The sequence below is a fragment of the Pantoea sp. QMID4 genome, from assembly GCF_030270445.1.
Taxonomy (GTDB): domain Bacteria; phylum Pseudomonadota; class Gammaproteobacteria; order Enterobacterales; family Enterobacteriaceae; genus Pantoea; species Pantoea vagans.
On the sequence record NZ_BSXL01000006.1, the window covers coordinates 331,034 to 345,664 of the forward strand.

A 14,631-nucleotide genomic window follows, 5' to 3' on the forward strand; every position below is an offset into this window, starting at 1 on the left:
ATTCAGGCCTGCCTGAGGCAGGATTGCTGCAGCGTCCGCACCTGATGCGCCAGCCGGCTCAGACTCTCTTCTTCCATGCCGCGCCGGGTCAGTTCTTCTTCCAGCGCAAACAGGTACTGTGCGTTCGATCCCAGCGGGCCACTCGCTGCGGCAATTAAAGGCGCAATCGCCTCCGGGCAGGAGTCCGATTCATAGAGCGGATGGCGCGGGTCCATAATAAAGGTCAGCGCAGTGACGCTGCGGCCATCCTCCAGTTGTAACTCACACCATGTCGGTAAATAACAGCCGGTGATCATCTCCCGCTTCCACAGCAGCGCCAGCTCTTCATGTAACCGCGCTTCCGGCAGACGAAACGCCAGTCCCGTCGTGCGGCCACCCTGCTTCAGCGCCAGCATGCGGCCAGGATGCGTGGCGGTGCCACGTCCGGCAATCAGCCGCAGGCAGAAAGCGCGATGCCAGCCTTCAAGCGAACCGGATGCGACTTCGTCCGCCTCAAAAATCGGGTTCCACATCAGCGAGCCGTAACCAAATATCCAGACCGGACTGTGATCGGGACGGCAGGCCAGCGTGGCTGCCAGCGAAGCCGCGCGCTGCTCGCAACTCCAGAGCAGCGTCTCATCGATATCCCCGAATGACGTTTTACAATCCGCTTTTAACAGAAATTCCCGGGTAAGCAATGCGACCTCCTCGACTTCAACAGCGTCCTGCAGAATGGCTCCTGAAACATGACGCCAAAACGGCACTGCGTTTCGATCATCAAATTGACAGTAATCTATTTACACGCGGGGTTTCAAGCGTGATTCCGGTCGCAGGTTAAAAAAAACCAGATAAACCTGATAGCACAGACGAAAAAAAGGACCAGATAATCCCGGCCCTTTGTCGTAAACCAGCTAACCGCCGGATTAACGTTTAGGGTGCCACTTATCATCATCGCCTTTTTCGTACTCTTTCTTCACGGCAGCCCAGGCGACTTTATGCGCGACCACCTCCCGAGAGTCATCGCCGCGGCGATCTTCAGCCTCTTTATACTGATCCCATGCGTTGTTAAAGGCCTGCTGATAGATCTCCTGCGCATGCGCAGGAAGCACATGTTTTACGTTGTCAGGTAGGTCGGCTCGGTTAGCGTAAGGCATAGCGGCTCCTCGGTTTATGGATACATACTAAGCCTGGCGCAGGAAAGCAAAAATACAAACAGCGACTTATTAGCACTTCAGATTAAAAATCAGGTACTGACCCTGCAAATCATAATATTAAGCCAAATTTCCGGCAAAATGAGACCCGGTAGGTGCATAAGTCATAATTGTTGTAGACTGATTACTATTGCAATATTTGAGATAACGTCAGGTTAATACCCTTTCGGCCCTTTATTGCGTTTAAGTAAAAAGCAGTAAATTTTCCCCACCCGGGCCGGTGAAAAGATAAACTGCGCCCTGCCTTAAAACTGATTATATTTCTAACAGCAGCATCCGCTGCATCCGGATAATCATTAACCAGAGAGGATGGTGAATGCCTTCACATGAAAAAACACGTCACAAGGAATTTTCACTGATATTTCCCATTATCACGCTGGGTATACTCTATTTTTTTGGTGCAAATACCTCATTTCCGGTCGTAGTCGGTATTAACTTACTGGCGCTGGTTGCCATTCTGAGCAGTGCATTCAGCGTTGTGCGTCACGCTGACGTGCTGGCCCACCGGCTGGGTGAGCCTTATGGCTCGCTGATCCTGAGTCTGTCAGTGGTGATTCTGGAAGTGAGCCTGATCTCAGCACTGATGGCGACCGGCGATGCCGCACCGGGATTGATGCGCGATACGCTTTATTCGATAGTGATGATTGTGACCGGCGGGCTGGTAGGTTTTGCGCTGCTGCTGGGCGGTAACAAATTTGCGACGCAGTACGTGAATCTGGCGGGCGTAAAGCAATATCTCATCGCTATCTTCCCGCTGGCGATTCTGGTGCTGGTGTTTCCCAACGCGCTGCCGGGCGGAAATTTCTCGGTGACTCAGGCGCTGCTGATTGCAGCGATTTCCGCGGCGATGTATGGCGTTTTCCTGCTGATTCAGACCAAGACGCATCAGAGCCTGTTTGTCTATGAGCACGAAGATGATAGCGATGATGGTGATCCGCACCATGGTAAGCCCTCGGCCCATAGCAGCGTCTGGCACACCGTCTGGCTGATCGTGCATCTGATTGCTGTTATTGCCGTGACCAAAATGAACGCCACCACCCTGGAAAGCCTGCTGACAGAAATGAATGCACCGGCACAGTTCACCGGTTTCCTGGTGGCCCTGCTGATCCTCTCCCCTGAAGGCCTGGGCGCGATTAAAGCCGTGCTGATGAATCAGGTGCAGCGCGCCATGAACCTGTTCTTTGGTTCGGTGCTGGCGACCATCTCCCTGACGGTGCCTGCGGTGACCATTATCGCCACGCTGACCGGACAGGAGCTGATATTCGGGCTGGAGCCGCCGCAGATGGTGATTATGATGGCATCGCTGATCCTCTGTCAGATCTCCTTCTCAACCGGCCGCACCAATGTTCTGAACGGTGCTGCGCATCTGGCGCTGTTTATTGGCTATCTGATGACTATCATGCTGTAACGTCACCGGATTTCAGGCGAAAAAAAGAGCGATGAATCGCTCTTTTTTTTGCAGCAAACTTACTTACTGGTTTCGAGTTCCGGGAAACTCTTCACCAGATCGTCAATCGCTTTCATCTGCACCAGGAACGGCTCCAGCTTATCCAGCGGCAGCGCAGATGGGCCGTCACACAGGGCGTGTTCCGGATCCGGGTGCGCTTCGATAAACAGACCGGCAATGCCGACCGCCATACCGGCACGCGCCAGCTCTGCCACCTGCGCACGACGACCGCCAGATGCCGCGCCAAACGGATCACGGGTCTGCAGCGCATGGGTCACGTCGAAAATTACCGGGCTGTTTTTAGTGACTTTCTTCATCACGTTAAAGCCGAGCATGTCGACAACCAGATTGTCGTAGCCAAAGTTGCTGCCGCGATCGCACAGGATAACCTGCTCGTTGCCACCTTCCGCGAACTTATCCACGATGTTGCCCATCTGACCGGGGCTGACGAACTGCGGCTTCTTAACATTGATGACCGCACCGGTTTTCGCCATCGCCTCCACCAGATCAGTCTGACGCGCCAGGAAGGCCGGCAGCTGAATCACATCAACCACTTCAGAAACTGGCTGGGCCTGTGCCGCTTCATGGACATCAGTGATAATCTTCACGCCAAACGTCTGCTTCAGCTCCTGGAAAATCTTCATCCCCGCTTCGAGGCCAGGGCCACGGTAAGAGTGAATTGAGGAGCGGTTCGCTTTATCAAACGACGCCTTAAACACGTAAGGAATACCGAGTTTATTTGTCACGGTGACGTAGTGCTCGCAGATGCGCATCGCCAGGTCGCGCGACTCCAGCACGTTCATCCCGCCAAACAGTACAAATGGCAGGTCGTTTGCAACGTTGATCTCGCCAATACTCACGACTTTCTGTGTCATGCCCTTTCCTTTTCAGTGGGTCCGCTTAGTGCAGCGTGACCTGTTTTTGTTCGATTGCGTGAATCTGAACTTTGATCATTTCGCTGACCGGGTCTTCAGGACACTGCTCAACGAAATAGTTTAAATCACTCAGGGCGATATGTTCGCACTCCAGCTGCGCGTAAATCAAACCGCGATCGCGGATTTCATAGGGATCATCCGGATCGATACGCAACAGCACCTGACTGACATTCAGCGCCAGCTCCATCTTTTGCTCTTCCATCAACGCCGCTTTCAGCGTGTCGAGCATCTTGCGCATCACGGTGACGGTTTTGGCTTCGTCGAGATCATCGTCATACAGACGCGCGGTGGGGCTGATATTGCCTTTCAGCCACACTTCCAGCGTGTGCCGATCCAGGGTTTCCCCATTAAACGGGTTAATCATCCACTTATCGCCATCAATCCAGTCGGCGCGCAGAATCAGCTGCGTCGGGAAGATCACGGGCATCAGCGGCAGTTCCAGCTCGGCGGCGATGTGCAGCAGAATCACGCCCAGTGACACGGCGGTGCCCTGACGGGTCTTTAATACATTGTCGATCCAGAGCGCATCAGAAAGTTTGTAGACGCCGCTGGCGCCGCAAAATCCCCACTGGCGATAAAACAGCTCCAGCAGCTTTTCCAGCTGCATGTCAGCATCTTCGATGTCGCTGACATAATCACGCGCTTCGGCGACTAACGCCGTAAGCTGCGCTTCCACCGACACCGCCGGGAAATCGGCGCGGATGGCAAGCGTGGCACCAATCACCGCTTCACACAGCGGTGTCTGGCTGAAATCTAATTGTTCGGTCGAGGTCATGCTATCCCCATAACGGCATTTTGGTCAGCGCCAGCGTAATGATGGTCACCAGGGCGATTAACGCCACCAGAAAAGCGATCCAGCGGGTACGATCAGTGCGAGTACGGCGACTCAATGCCACAAATCCTAAGGCGATGTAGATGATAACCGCTAAAAGCTTCTCCGTCAGCCAGCTTCCTTGTGGCGTGAAGGGATAGAAGTGGGTAATCACCACCAGCAAGACGCCAGTCAGCAGTAACAGGGTATCGTTAACGTGCGGCAGAATGCGGACCCAGCGTTTTGTCATCATCGCCGAACCACAGCGCAGCCAGTAAAACCGCAGCAGGAACAGCGTCACGGTCAGCATGACCGTTAAGATATGCAGATTTTTAATCAGGGGATAAAAAGCAAACATCATGAATCCTTTTCAAAGCGCTTTTATGAAGGGAACTGACCCAGCGTCACACGCGGATTACCGCCGTAATCCCTGACGGTTTCAACGGCGTGATAGCCATTATTCCGCATCAGCGTAGTCACCGCTTCACCCTGCTGCCAGCCATGTTCCAGCAGCAGCCAGCCACCCGGCAGCAGCCACGCGGGCCCCTGCACGATGAGCGTGCGCAGATCGGCCAGCCCCGCTTCATCCGCCACCAGCGCGCTGCGCGGTTCGAAACGCACGTCGCCCTGCTCCAGGTGACTGTCGCTGGCATCAATATAAGGCGGGTTGCTGACGATGAGCGCAAAGCGCTGCGGCGCCAGCGCCTGAAACCAGTGACTGAGCAGAAAGGTGGTATTAGAGAGGTTGAGCTGTTCTGCATTGCTGCTCGCCAGCTCAACGGCGGCTTCAATGCGATCCACGCCGGTCACCCGACAGTCGGGCCGCTCGCTGGCCAGCGCCAGCGCAATTGCCCCGGTGCCGGTGCCCATATCCAGAATGGTTGCCGGTGTCGCGGGCAGATGCGCCAGCGCCTGCTCAACCAGCAGTTCGGTATCCGGGCGCGGGATCAGCGTGGCGTCACTGACACGTAACGGCAACGACCAGAACTCGCGTTCGCCCACCAGATGCGCCACCGGTTCACCCCGGGCACGCCTTGCCAGCAGGCTGTCCAGCTGTGCGAGTTGCGCATCGCTGAGCACCGTTTCATCGAAAGCAATTAACCAGCTGCGCGATTTGCCGGTCACGAAACCTAACAGGATCTCTGCGTCACGCCTCGGACTGTCCCCCCCGCACAGCGTGGCGACAGCCTGTTTCAGCCAGTGACGAATATCCATTAATCCTGACCAGCCAGTGCCGCCAGCTGATCCGCCTGGTGCTCCTGCACAATTGGCTCAATCAGGCTGTCGAGTTTGCCTTCCATTACTTCGTCCAGACGGTAGATTGTCAGGTTGATGCGATGGTCAGTCACGCGGCCCTGCGGGAAGTTATAGGTACGGTTACGGTCAGAACGATCGCCGCTGCCCAGCAGGTTGCGGCGAGTACTGGCCTCGGCGGCGTGACGGCGGGCCATCTCTGCCGCATGAATACGGGAACCCAGCACCGCCAGCGCTTTGGCTTTGTTTTTATGCTGTGAACGTTCGTCCTGACACTCCACCACGATGCCGGTTGGCAGGTGGGTAATACGGATCGCGGAGTCGGTGGTGTTAACGTGCTGACCGCCTGCGCCGGATGAGCGGAAGGTATCGATCTTCAGGTCACCAGCGTTAATTTCCGGCAGTTCCGCTTCCGGAATTTCCGGCATCACGGCAACAGTGCAGGCTGAGGTATGAATACGGCCCTGTGATTCGGTCTCCGGAACACGCTGTACGCGGTGTCCGCCTGATTCGAACTTCATGCGGCCATAGGCACCGTCGCCGGTGACGCGGGCAATCACTTCTTTGTAACCGCCATGTTCGCCTTCGTTGGCGCTGACGATCTCTACCCGCCAGCGACGCGCTTCGGCATAGCGGCTGTACATGCGGAAGAGATCGCCAGCGAAGATCGCGGCTTCATCCCCACCCGTTCCGGCGCGCACTTCGATAAAACAGGCGCGCTCATCGTCGGGATCTTTCGGCAGTAACAGCACCTGCAACTGCTGTTCCAGCGCTTCGCCCTTCTCACGCGCCTCCTGCAACTCTTCCTGCGCCATATCGCGCATTTCAGGATCGTCGAGCATCTGCTGCGCCGTTTCAATATCTTCCTGAACCTGCTGCCAGTCGCGGAAGCAACGGGTCACATCGGTCAGTTGAGCATATTCGCGTGACAGCGCACGGAAACGCTCCTGATCGGCGATCACGCCAGCATCACCCAGCATCGCTTCCACTTCTTCGTGGCGCTCCTGCAGGGCTTCCAGTTTGGCAATTATAGAGGTTTTCATTTAAATGTGGGATTCCCGTAACAGGTGGCGACAGCGTTGTGCCTAATCGAGACCCAGGCTGTCGCGTAAAATCTGCAGGCGTTCATTATCGCCGTCGCGGGCGGCCTGCTGAAGTGATTTGGTTGGAGCGTGTATTAAACGGTTAGTCAGCTTGTGCGCCAGTTCCTGCATGACTTTCTGCGGATCGGTACCCTGCTGCAGCGCCTGCAGCGCACGGCCTTCCAGCTCAGCACGGATATCCTCCGCCTGAGAACGATATTCACGGATGGTATTCACCGCGCCCTGTGAGCGCAGCCACGCCATAAACTCGCTGCTTTCCTGAACCACGATGCTTTCGGCCTGAACCGCGGCCGCTTTGCGCTGCGCAAGGTTCTGCTCGATGATCGCCTGCAGGTCATCCACGCTATAGAGATAGGCATTGGGCAAATCGCCGACTTCCGGCTCCACGTCGCGTGGCACCGCAATATCGACCAGCAGCATGGGTTTGTTACGTCGCGCTTTCAAAGCGCGTTCCATCATCCCCTTGCCGATAATCGGTAGCGGACTGGAGGTTGAGGAGATAATAATGTCAGCTTCAGCCAGGCGGGCATCAATCTCCGCCAGCGTAATCACCTCTGCACCGACTTCCGACGCCAGCGCTTCGGCACGCTCGCGGGTACGGTTCGCGATGATCAGATTTTTAACCTGATGTTCACGCAGATGACGTGCCACCAGTTCAATGGTTTCACCCGCGCCAACCAGCAATACATTAACGGAGGAGAGGGATTCGAAGATTTGACGGGCCAGCGTACAGGCGGCAAACGCCACTGACACCGCATTGGCACCGATATCAGTTTCCGTGCGCACGCGTTTGGCGACAGAGAAGGTTTTCTGGAACATGCGTTCCAGTTCACTGCTCAGCGCATGACCGCGTGAGGAGTCGGCAAAGGCTTTTTTTACCTGACCGAGGATCTGAGGTTCGCCCAGCACCAGTGAATCGAGTCCGCTGGCGACGCGCATCAGGTGGCTGACCGCCTCGTTATCCTGATGCCAGTAGAGGCTATTGCGCACATCCTCTTCATCCAGCTGATGATAATTGCATAACCAGCTCACCAGACGCGCCTGTAAATCGGCCTGCTGCTCTACACTCAGGTAGAGTTCCGTCCGGTTACAGGTGGACAACACCACGCCGCTCTGCACCATTGGCTGTGATAACAGGCTGTTCAGCGCCTGCTCAAGCGTCTCCGGCCCGAACGAAACACGTTCGCGCAGAGCAATGGGGGCAGTCTTGTGGTTGATTCCGAGAGCGAGCAGCGTCATGGCGGTTTTGGTTGGGATGTCCCAATAATGTCAGGGTTTTGTGAGGCGCATTCTACAAGATGCGGCAGATCAAGAAAAGCCATACAAAGGCTATGACTGTAATAAGATTAACCTGTTCGTGCTCAATTTGCTGCATAACAGCATTGACGGTTAAAACCGGGGCGGTTAGCGTTATCCGTTACAAATAATAAATGTGTCCGAGGAGATGACCACTTGATGCTTAATTCACCACGCAATCTGTTGCGCCTTTTGCCCCTTGCCAGCGTGCTGCTGGCGGCCTGTAGCGTCAACAAACCGCAGGGTCCCGGCCCCAGCGTTACCGCGCCACAGTGGCAGCAGCATCAGCAGGCGGTCTCAAAGGTCACGCACTACCAGACCCGCGGCGCCTTTGCCTACCTCTCTGACAAGCAGAAAGTCTACGCCCGCTTCAACTGGCAGCAGACCGCGCCCGATCGCTATCGCCTGCTGCTGACCAATCCGCTCGGCAGCACCGAACTGCAGCTCGATGCGCAGGGCTCGGTAGTGCAGATCGTCGATAACAAAGGCAAGCGCTACGTCAGCAACGATGCGCAGAAAATGATCTCGCAGCTGACCGGCATGAATATTCCACTGGCAAATCTGCGTCAGTGGATGATGGGTCTGCCGGGCGATGCCACGGATTATAGGCTTAACGATAGCTATCAGCTAAGCAGCCTTAACTACAGCCGTGACGGTCAGAACTGGCAGGTTTCGATTGCGGACTACGACAGCAAGGTTACCCCGCCGCTGCCGTCCAGCCTGGAGCTGAAAGAGGGTGACCAGCGAATTAAACTACGTATGGACGGCTGGACCGTTCAATGATCACCCACTGGCCTGCCCCGGCAAAACTGAATCTTTTTCTCTACATCACTGGCCGTCGTCCCGACGGCTATCATAACCTGCAGACGCTGTTTCAGTTTCTCGACTACGGTGATGAACTGCAAATTAGCGTTGATCACAGCGATTCTATTCAGCTGTTAACGCCGGTGCCGGGCGTGGCGGATGCGGACAACCTGATTGTGCGTGCTGCGAACATGCTGAAACAGGCGGCACAGAATAACCATCGCCTGCCCGCACGTGCAGGTGCACAGATTGCTATCGAGAAAAGGCTGCCCATGGGCGGCGGCATTGGTGGCGGCTCTTCTGATGCGGCGACCGTGCTGGTGGCGCTGAATCATCTGTGGCAAACCGGCTTCGCACCGGATGAGCTGGCGGCAATCGGTGTGAAGCTGGGCGCGGATGTACCGGTTTTTGTGCATGGCTTTGCGGCCTTTGCAGAGGGCGTGGGTGAACAACTTCATCCCGCAGCGCCGGAAGAAAAGTGGTATCTTGTCGCTCATCCTGGTGTGAACATCAGTACGCCCGTGGTATTTAACGACCCCGGGCTGACGCGGGATACGCCATCGCGCAGTTTATCGACGCTTTTAGCCTTACCCTTCACCAATGATTGTGAAGCAGTGGTAAGAAAACGTTTTCGTGAGGTTGATGCGCTTGTTTCCTGGCTGCTAGAATACGCGCCGTCACGCCTGACTGGCACAGGCGCTTGTGTGTTTGCTGAATTTGACACCGAGTCCGCTGCCCGCCAGGTGCTGGAGCTTGCCCCGAATGGGGTACGCGGATTTATAGCCCGGGGCGTTAATGTCTCGCCGCTACAGCGTACCCTGCGAGGCGATTAGCGAATGCGTGACAGTGTCACCCTGTTCCAGACACTGCACGTTTCGCATTAACACACCCGTGTGAACGTCTATGACCGTAGGCGCCGGTTACAGTCATGCCGTTCATTCTCTGGACGCAAAGCCTGAGGTTCTTCTCGTGCCTGATATGAAGCTATTTGCTGGTAACGCCACCCCGGAACTAGCACAACGTATTGCCAATCGTCTTTACACCAGCCTGGGAGACGCCGCTGTAGGCCGTTTCAGTGATGGTGAAGTGAGCGTACAGATTAATGAAAATGTACGCGGTGGTGATATTTTCATCATCCAGTCCACCTGTGCTCCCACCAACGATAATCTGATGGAACTGGTTGTGATGGTCGACGCGCTGCGTCGTGCTTCTGCTGGTCGTATTACCGCAGTCATCCCCTACTTTGGTTATGCCCGTCAGGACCGCCGCGTGCGTTCCGCGCGTGTGCCTATTACCGCTAAAGTAGTGGCAGACTTCCTTTCCAGCGTCGGTGTTGACCGTGTTCTTACGGTTGACCTGCACGCCGAGCAGATCCAGGGCTTCTTCGACGTCCCGGTTGATAACGTATTTGGCAGCCCGATCCTGCTGGAAGATATGATGCAGATCGGTCTGGAAAACCCGATTGTTGTTTCTCCCGATATTGGTGGCGTAGTACGTGCCCGTGCTATCGCTAAACTGCTGAACGACACCGATATGGCTATCATCGATAAACGCCGCCCTCGCGCGAACGTTTCTCAGGTGATGCACATCATCGGTGACGTTGCTGGCCGCGACTGCGTGCTGGTCGACGATATGATCGACACCGGCGGCACGCTGTGCAAAGCGGCTGAAGCGCTGAAAGAGCGCGGTGCTAAACGCGTGTTTGCTTACGCGACCCACCCGATCTTCTCCGGCAATGCGGTTGAAAATCTGCGTAAATCTGTACTCGACCAGGTCATCGTCTGCGATACCATCCCACTCTCAGACGAGATCAAATCACTGCCGAATGTGCGCACACTAACCTTATCTGGCATGCTGGCCGAAGCGATTCGCCGCATCAGTAACGAAGAATCTATCTCGGCGATGTTCGAGCATTAATCTTCACGGAACCGGGCACTGTGCCCGGTTTTTTTATCTCTGTCGTCTGGATTAACGCGCTTTTTTTTCTGACTTTTCCCCGATAAATTTCCTTTTAATCCCCTATTTTCGACGCCACCCACTCTTTTACTAAAATGCGATGTTCCCCTGCTTCTGCTGTTTAGTATTAAGTGGTAATTTGCAGCGCATTTCTCATCAGAATTCAGCCACCATGAGCCTCGATATCTACACATTATTTGTCTGCGAGCTCTATGTGCTGGGGTTTCTGAGCATCATTATGGTTTTTGCCTGGGTCGGGTCGCACTATGACCGCGTTCTTGGCTTCACCTGTCTGTCACTGGTTTTCACCCTGGTTGCCGTATTTTTAAGCAGCCTGCGCAGCAGTGGCCTGCATTTCCTGCCGGTTGCAGTGGGCAATGTGTTAGTGATGCTGGCTTATGGCGGATTATTAAATGCGTTCCGGCGCTTCTGCGGTAAACCCATCGGTACGCACTGGCTACTGGGTGCCCTGCTCTGGACACTCCTCTGCTGCTTTCCGGCGTTTTATTACAGCTTACCCAAACGGGTACTGGTATTGTGCATCGCCTGCGTTGCCTATACCGCCGCACTGATCCAGCTGGTCTGGCGGGCGCGCGACACGCTAAAAGCCACTTTCTGGCCTGCCCAGTTGCTGCTGTGGATCCACCTGCTGTTTCATCTGGTGCGCCTGTTTCTGGATAGCGCCATTGCCAGCACGCAACCTGGGGCGATTGGCGGATCGGACTTCTCGGTCTACGTGATTCTGGAATCCATTTTGTTTGTCATCGGCCTGACGTTTACCATTCTGGCCATGGTGAATGAGCGGATGCAGATAGCGTTAAAATACTCTTCCCTGCACGATCCGCTGACCAGCGTCTGGAATCGCCGCGCCCTCTTTGCTGAAGCAGAGAAAATGGTGGCGTACTGCCGCCGTCAGAACCGGCCGTTCAGCGCGATACTGTTCGACCTGGATCATTTTAAAAGCATCAATGATCGATATGGCCATCATCAGGGCGACCAGATTTTGATTCAGTTTTGCGAAATTGTCAGAGGATTGATACCAGCTGAGGGACGTTTTGCACGACTGGGCGGAGAAGAGTTTGCGGCCATCATTCCGGCGGGAGCACGGGATGCAGAGGCGTGGTGTGAGGCGATCCGGCTGGCAGTCTGTGCGTCGCAACCTAATGAAATTGCCTGGTCGGTCAGCATTGGCTTTGCCACGGTCACGCAGGGCCAGCAGGATTTTGCGAGTTTACTGGCGCTGGCAGATGCGGCGCTCTATCACGCCAAAGCCAGCGGCCGCAACTGCACAGCGCAGCATCCGGCCCCGGCAGCCATCAGTTAATGGTGAGAATTGTGTGACCGGCGGCAGCGTTTGTCATAGTGACGCAGCCAGTAGTAACGATCTTCAATTTTTTCACGGCCACTGATACGCGCGCCCACCAGCCACATCAGTGCGCCAATAAAGATGCTCAGAATCGCACCCTGCGCCAGAAACTGCGGCAAATCGAGTGACGGCAGCTGGTTCATTATTGAAAACCCAACACCCAGCACCATCGTGACTAATCCCAGTACCATCAGGCTGTTACCCGCTACGCGGCAGTGTTGATGTTTCATGCTGCACCTCCATCCATATGAGTTAATAACCGCACACAATGTTAAGTGCCATAAGTTTAGGCAATGGCTGCAGTCCACGTTGCGGAGTGGATCACACATCAGTCACAAAGAATAACCTGGTCCTGAATGCAGCCTGTTGATTCAGATGGAAAATGATTAATCACCGTTCTGAACCATTTCAATGCTTGTGCTTTGTCATCCTGACTGTAGCGAAGTAAACTAACGCCCTTTCACGATAACAGCAGGATAATCATTGTGAGCAGCATTAAACTGATTGTGGGACTGGCCAATCCGGGCGCTGAATATGCCGCCACACGCCACAATGCGGGTGCCTGGTATCTGGATCTACTGGCTGAGCGCCACAATCAGTCACTGAAAGAGGAAAGCAAATTCTATGGCTACACCGCCCGTCTGGCGATAGCCGGCGAAGATGTGCGCCTGCTGGTGCCGACCACCTTTATGAACCTGAGTGGTAAAGCGGTGTCGGCGATGGCGACCTTTTATCGCATCACGCCAGAAGAGATTATGGTGGCGCATGATGAACTCGATTTGCCACCCGGTGTGGCGAAATTCAAGCAGGGCGGCGGCCATGGCGGCCATAACGGGCTGAAAGACATCATCAGCAAGCTGGGCAACAACAATAATTTCCATCGGCTGCGCATTGGTATCGGGCATCCCGGCGATCGCAACAAGGTGACCGGATTTGTGCTGGGTAAGCCGCCCGCCAGCGAGCAGAAGCTGATTGATGATGCCATTGATGAAGCGGCGCGCTGCACCGAACTGTGGCTGAAAGAGGATCGCATCAAGGCAATGAACCGGCTGCACGCCTTCAGGCCTGCTTAAACGCCCGAATCGTCGTGATTCCGTGTATAATGCGCGAAATTTTTCCATTCGTCTCCGACAGTACGCCCTCTGGCGCGCTGTCCATCCAGTTATAAAGGGTATCAAACCATGGGATTCAAATGCGGTATCGTGGGCCTGCCGAACGTCGGTAAATCCACTCTGTTTAACGCGCTGACTAAAGCGGGCATCGAAGCGGCTAACTTCCCGTTCTGTACCATTGAGCCAAATACCGGCGTGGTACCCATGCCTGACCTGCGTCTGGACCAGCTTTCTGAGATTGTTAAGCCACAGCGCGTGGTGCCGACTACCATGGAATTCGTCGATATCGCGGGCCTGGTAAAAGGCGCGTCCAAAGGTGAAGGTCTGGGTAACCAGTTCCTGACCAACATCCGCGAAACTGAAGCGATCGGCCACGTGGTGCGCTGCTTTGAAAACGACAACATCATTCACGTTGCGGGCAAAGTGAACCCGGCTGAAGATATTGACGTCATCAACACCGAACTGGCGCTGTCCGATCTGGAAACCTGTGAGCGTGCCATTCAGCGCGTGCAGAAGAAAGCCAAAGGCGGCGATAAAGACGCCAAAGCCGAGCTGGCTGCGCTGGAGAAGTGCCTGCCGCATCTTTCCGAAGCGGGCATGCTGCGCTCACTGGATCTGGATGCCGACGACAAAGCGGCCATCCGCTATCTGAGCTTCCTGACTCTTAAACCTACGATGTACATTGCCAACGTCAATGAAGATGGTTTCGAGAACAACCCGTACCTGGATCAGGTGCGTGCGATTGCCGAAGCAGAAGGTTCAGTCGTCGTGCCGGTATGCGCCGCCGTTGAGTCGGACATTGCCGAACTGGAAGATGAAGATCGTGAAGAGTTCATGGCAGAGCTGGGGCTGGAAGAGCCGGGCCTGAACCGCGTTATCCGCGCCGGTTACTCGCTGCTGAACCTGCAGACCTACTTCACCGCTGGCGTGAAAGAAGTGCGTGCCTGGACCATCCCGGTTGGCGCCACTGCCCCACAGGCAGCCGGTAAAATCCACACCGACTTCGAGAAAGGCTTTATCCGCGCCCAGACCATCGCGTTTGAAGACTTCATCGCTTACAAAGGCGAGCAAGGCGCGAAAGAGGCCGGCAAGATGCGTTCAGAAGGTAAAGAGTACATCGTGAAAGATGGCGATGTGATGAACTTCCTGTTTAACGTCTAAATAAAATGTGTTGTCTCATGAAGTTTCAGAACATCTCATGACGCTCACTGAACCTTTCAAAATCCACGCGTTTGCGTGGATTTTTGATTTTAGGGCTTCACCTTCTATGGCAAAACGCAGCAACTGGCCATCTCGTTAGTTGAAGCAATCAGAATCGCACCTCTGATACCGCCGGAGTGACCTTTCCCGCAACATA

Annotated in this window: 16 protein-coding genes; 7 read left to right on the forward strand and 9 right to left on the reverse strand. The window is 55.0% G+C overall.

All coding sequences use genetic code 11. The features are described 5' to 3' along the window. Window positions 1–2 precede the first annotated feature (2 nt). Window positions 3–677, reverse strand: coding sequence for a gamma-glutamylcyclotransferase (locus QSK07_RS15680; protein ID WP_167493432.1), 675 nt, complete (start codon window positions 675–677; stop codon window positions 3–5). Between the two features lie 225 nt (window positions 678–902). Further along, a complete protein-coding gene (chaB, locus tag QSK07_RS15685) occupies window positions 903–1,133 on the reverse strand; it encodes a putative cation transport regulator ChaB (protein ID WP_098050799.1) in 231 nt (76 codons plus the stop codon). A 373-nt stretch (window positions 1,134–1,506) separates the two neighbouring features. Here chaB and chaA point away from each other — a divergent pair, with 373 nt between their 5' ends. Then, window positions 1,507–2,598 carry a sodium-potassium/proton antiporter ChaA gene (gene chaA / locus QSK07_RS15690; protein WP_098050800.1) on the forward strand — a complete coding sequence of 364 codons (1,092 nt, stop codon included), beginning with the start codon at window positions 1,507–1,509 and terminating at the stop codon, window positions 2,596–2,598. Between the two features lie 59 nt (window positions 2,599–2,657). Here chaA and kdsA read toward each other — a convergent pair whose 3' ends face one another. The 6 genes from kdsA to hemA are packed head-to-tail and all read right to left on the reverse strand — an operon-like array spanning window position 2,658 to window position 7,979. After that, window positions 2,658–3,512 carry a 3-deoxy-8-phosphooctulonate synthase gene (gene kdsA, locus QSK07_RS15695; protein WP_098050801.1) on the reverse strand — a complete coding sequence of 285 codons (855 nt, stop codon included), beginning with the start codon at window positions 3,510–3,512 and terminating at the stop codon, window positions 2,658–2,660. A 25-nt stretch (window positions 3,513–3,537) separates the two neighbouring features. Beyond that, window positions 3,538–4,347, reverse strand: coding sequence for an invasion regulator SirB1 (sirB1, locus tag QSK07_RS15700; RefSeq protein WP_098050802.1), 810 nt, complete (start codon window positions 4,345–4,347; stop codon window positions 3,538–3,540). Window position 4,348: 1 nt separating this feature from the next. After that, a complete protein-coding gene (locus QSK07_RS15705) occupies window positions 4,349–4,741 on the reverse strand; it encodes a SirB2 family protein (protein WP_285722012.1) in 393 nt (130 codons plus the stop codon). A gap of 23 nt (window positions 4,742–4,764) precedes the next feature. Continuing rightward, window positions 4,765–5,598 carry a peptide chain release factor N(5)-glutamine methyltransferase gene (gene prmC / locus QSK07_RS15710; protein WP_275219591.1) on the reverse strand — a complete coding sequence of 278 codons (834 nt, stop codon included), beginning with the start codon at window positions 5,596–5,598 and terminating at the stop codon, window positions 4,765–4,767. Beyond that, a complete protein-coding gene (gene prfA / locus QSK07_RS15715) occupies window positions 5,598–6,680 on the reverse strand; it encodes a peptide chain release factor 1 (RefSeq protein ID WP_098050805.1) in 1,083 nt (360 codons plus the stop codon). Before prfA ends, prmC begins: the two co-directional genes overlap by 1 nt. A 42-nt stretch (window positions 6,681–6,722) precedes the next feature. Further along, the gene (gene hemA / locus QSK07_RS15720) at window positions 6,723–7,979 is read right to left on the reverse strand and encodes a glutamyl-tRNA reductase (protein ID WP_098050806.1); all 1,257 of its coding nucleotides are present in this window, start codon (window positions 7,977–7,979) and stop codon (window positions 6,723–6,725) included. Between the two features lie 216 nt (window positions 7,980–8,195). Here hemA and lolB point away from each other — a divergent pair, with 216 nt between their 5' ends. The 4 genes from lolB to QSK07_RS15740 all read left to right on the forward strand — a co-directional run bounded on the left by lolB (window position 8,196) and on the right by QSK07_RS15740 (window position 12,120). After that, window positions 8,196–8,819: a lipoprotein insertase outer membrane protein LolB gene (gene lolB, locus QSK07_RS15725; RefSeq protein ID WP_285721913.1), complete on the forward strand. Its 624-nt coding sequence runs from the start codon at window positions 8,196–8,198 to the stop codon at window positions 8,817–8,819. After that, window positions 8,816–9,673 (forward strand): 4-(cytidine 5'-diphospho)-2-C-methyl-D-erythritol kinase, encoded by an 858-nt coding sequence (gene ispE / locus QSK07_RS15730; RefSeq protein ID WP_098050807.1) that lies wholly within the window; start codon window positions 8,816–8,818, stop codon window positions 9,671–9,673. The genes lolB and ispE overlap by 4 nt, the downstream gene beginning before the upstream one ends. A gap of 136 nt (window positions 9,674–9,809) precedes the next feature. Next, window positions 9,810–10,757: a ribose-phosphate diphosphokinase gene (prs, locus tag QSK07_RS15735; RefSeq protein WP_003850825.1), complete on the forward strand. Its 948-nt coding sequence runs from the start codon at window positions 9,810–9,812 to the stop codon at window positions 10,755–10,757. A gap of 211 nt (window positions 10,758–10,968) precedes the next feature. Then, on the forward strand, window positions 10,969–12,120 hold the full coding sequence (locus QSK07_RS15740) for a GGDEF domain-containing protein (protein ID WP_285721914.1): 1,152 nt from the start codon (window positions 10,969–10,971) through the stop codon (window positions 12,118–12,120). On the opposite strand, the gene ychH is transcribed toward QSK07_RS15740, so the two are convergent. Then, the gene (gene ychH / locus QSK07_RS15745; protein ID WP_013357614.1) at window positions 12,117–12,392 is read right to left on the reverse strand and encodes a stress-induced protein YchH; all 276 of its coding nucleotides are present in this window, start codon (window positions 12,390–12,392) and stop codon (window positions 12,117–12,119) included. The two genes, QSK07_RS15740 and ychH, sit on opposite strands and share 4 nt — an antisense overlap. A 255-nt stretch (window positions 12,393–12,647) precedes the next feature. Here ychH and pth point away from each other — a divergent pair, with 255 nt between their 5' ends. After that, the gene (gene pth, locus QSK07_RS15750) at window positions 12,648–13,235 is read left to right on the forward strand and encodes an aminoacyl-tRNA hydrolase (protein WP_285721916.1); all 588 of its coding nucleotides are present in this window, start codon (window positions 12,648–12,650) and stop codon (window positions 13,233–13,235) included. 108 nt (window positions 13,236–13,343) lie between these two features. Next, complete coding sequence (ychF, locus tag QSK07_RS15755) at window positions 13,344–14,435, forward strand: redox-regulated ATPase YchF (RefSeq protein WP_013357612.1); 1,092 nt, start codon at window positions 13,344–13,346, stop codon at window positions 14,433–14,435. Window positions 14,436–14,631: the final 196 nt, after the last annotated feature.

Coding starts and splice junctions, on each gene's coding strand:
- chaB (WP_098050799.1), bottom strand. CDS start 1,133: ATGCCTTACGCTAACCGAGCCGACCTACCTGACAACGTAAAACATGTG.
- chaA (WP_098050800.1), top strand. CDS start 1,507: ATGCCTTCACATGAAAAAACACGTCACAAGGAATTTTCACTGATATTT.
- kdsA (WP_098050801.1), bottom strand. CDS start 3,512: ATGACACAGAAAGTCGTGAGTATTGGCGAGATCAACGTTGCAAACGAC.
- sirB1 (WP_098050802.1), bottom strand. CDS start 4,347: ATGACCTCGACCGAACAATTAGATTTCAGCCAGACACCGCTGTGTGAA.
- QSK07_RS15705 (WP_285722012.1), bottom strand. CDS start 4,741: ATGTTTGCTTTTTATCCCCTGATTAAAAATCTGCATATCTTAACGGTC.
- prmC (WP_275219591.1), bottom strand. CDS start 5,598: ATGGATATTCGTCACTGGCTGAAACAGGCTGTCGCCACGCTGTGCGGG.
- prfA (WP_098050805.1), bottom strand. CDS start 6,680: ATGAAAACCTCTATAATTGCCAAACTGGAAGCCCTGCAGGAGCGCCAC.
- hemA (WP_098050806.1), bottom strand. CDS start 7,979: ATGACGCTGCTCGCTCTCGGAATCAACCACAAGACTGCCCCCATTGCT.
- lolB (WP_285721913.1), top strand. CDS start 8,196: ATGCTTAATTCACCACGCAATCTGTTGCGCCTTTTGCCCCTTGCCAGC.
- ispE (WP_098050807.1), top strand. CDS start 8,816: ATGATCACCCACTGGCCTGCCCCGGCAAAACTGAATCTTTTTCTCTAC.
- QSK07_RS15740 (WP_285721914.1), top strand. CDS start 10,969: ATGAGCCTCGATATCTACACATTATTTGTCTGCGAGCTCTATGTGCTG.
- ychH (WP_013357614.1), bottom strand. CDS start 12,392: ATGAAACATCAACACTGCCGCGTAGCGGGTAACAGCCTGATGGTACTG.
- ychF (WP_013357612.1), top strand. CDS start 13,344: ATGGGATTCAAATGCGGTATCGTGGGCCTGCCGAACGTCGGTAAATCC.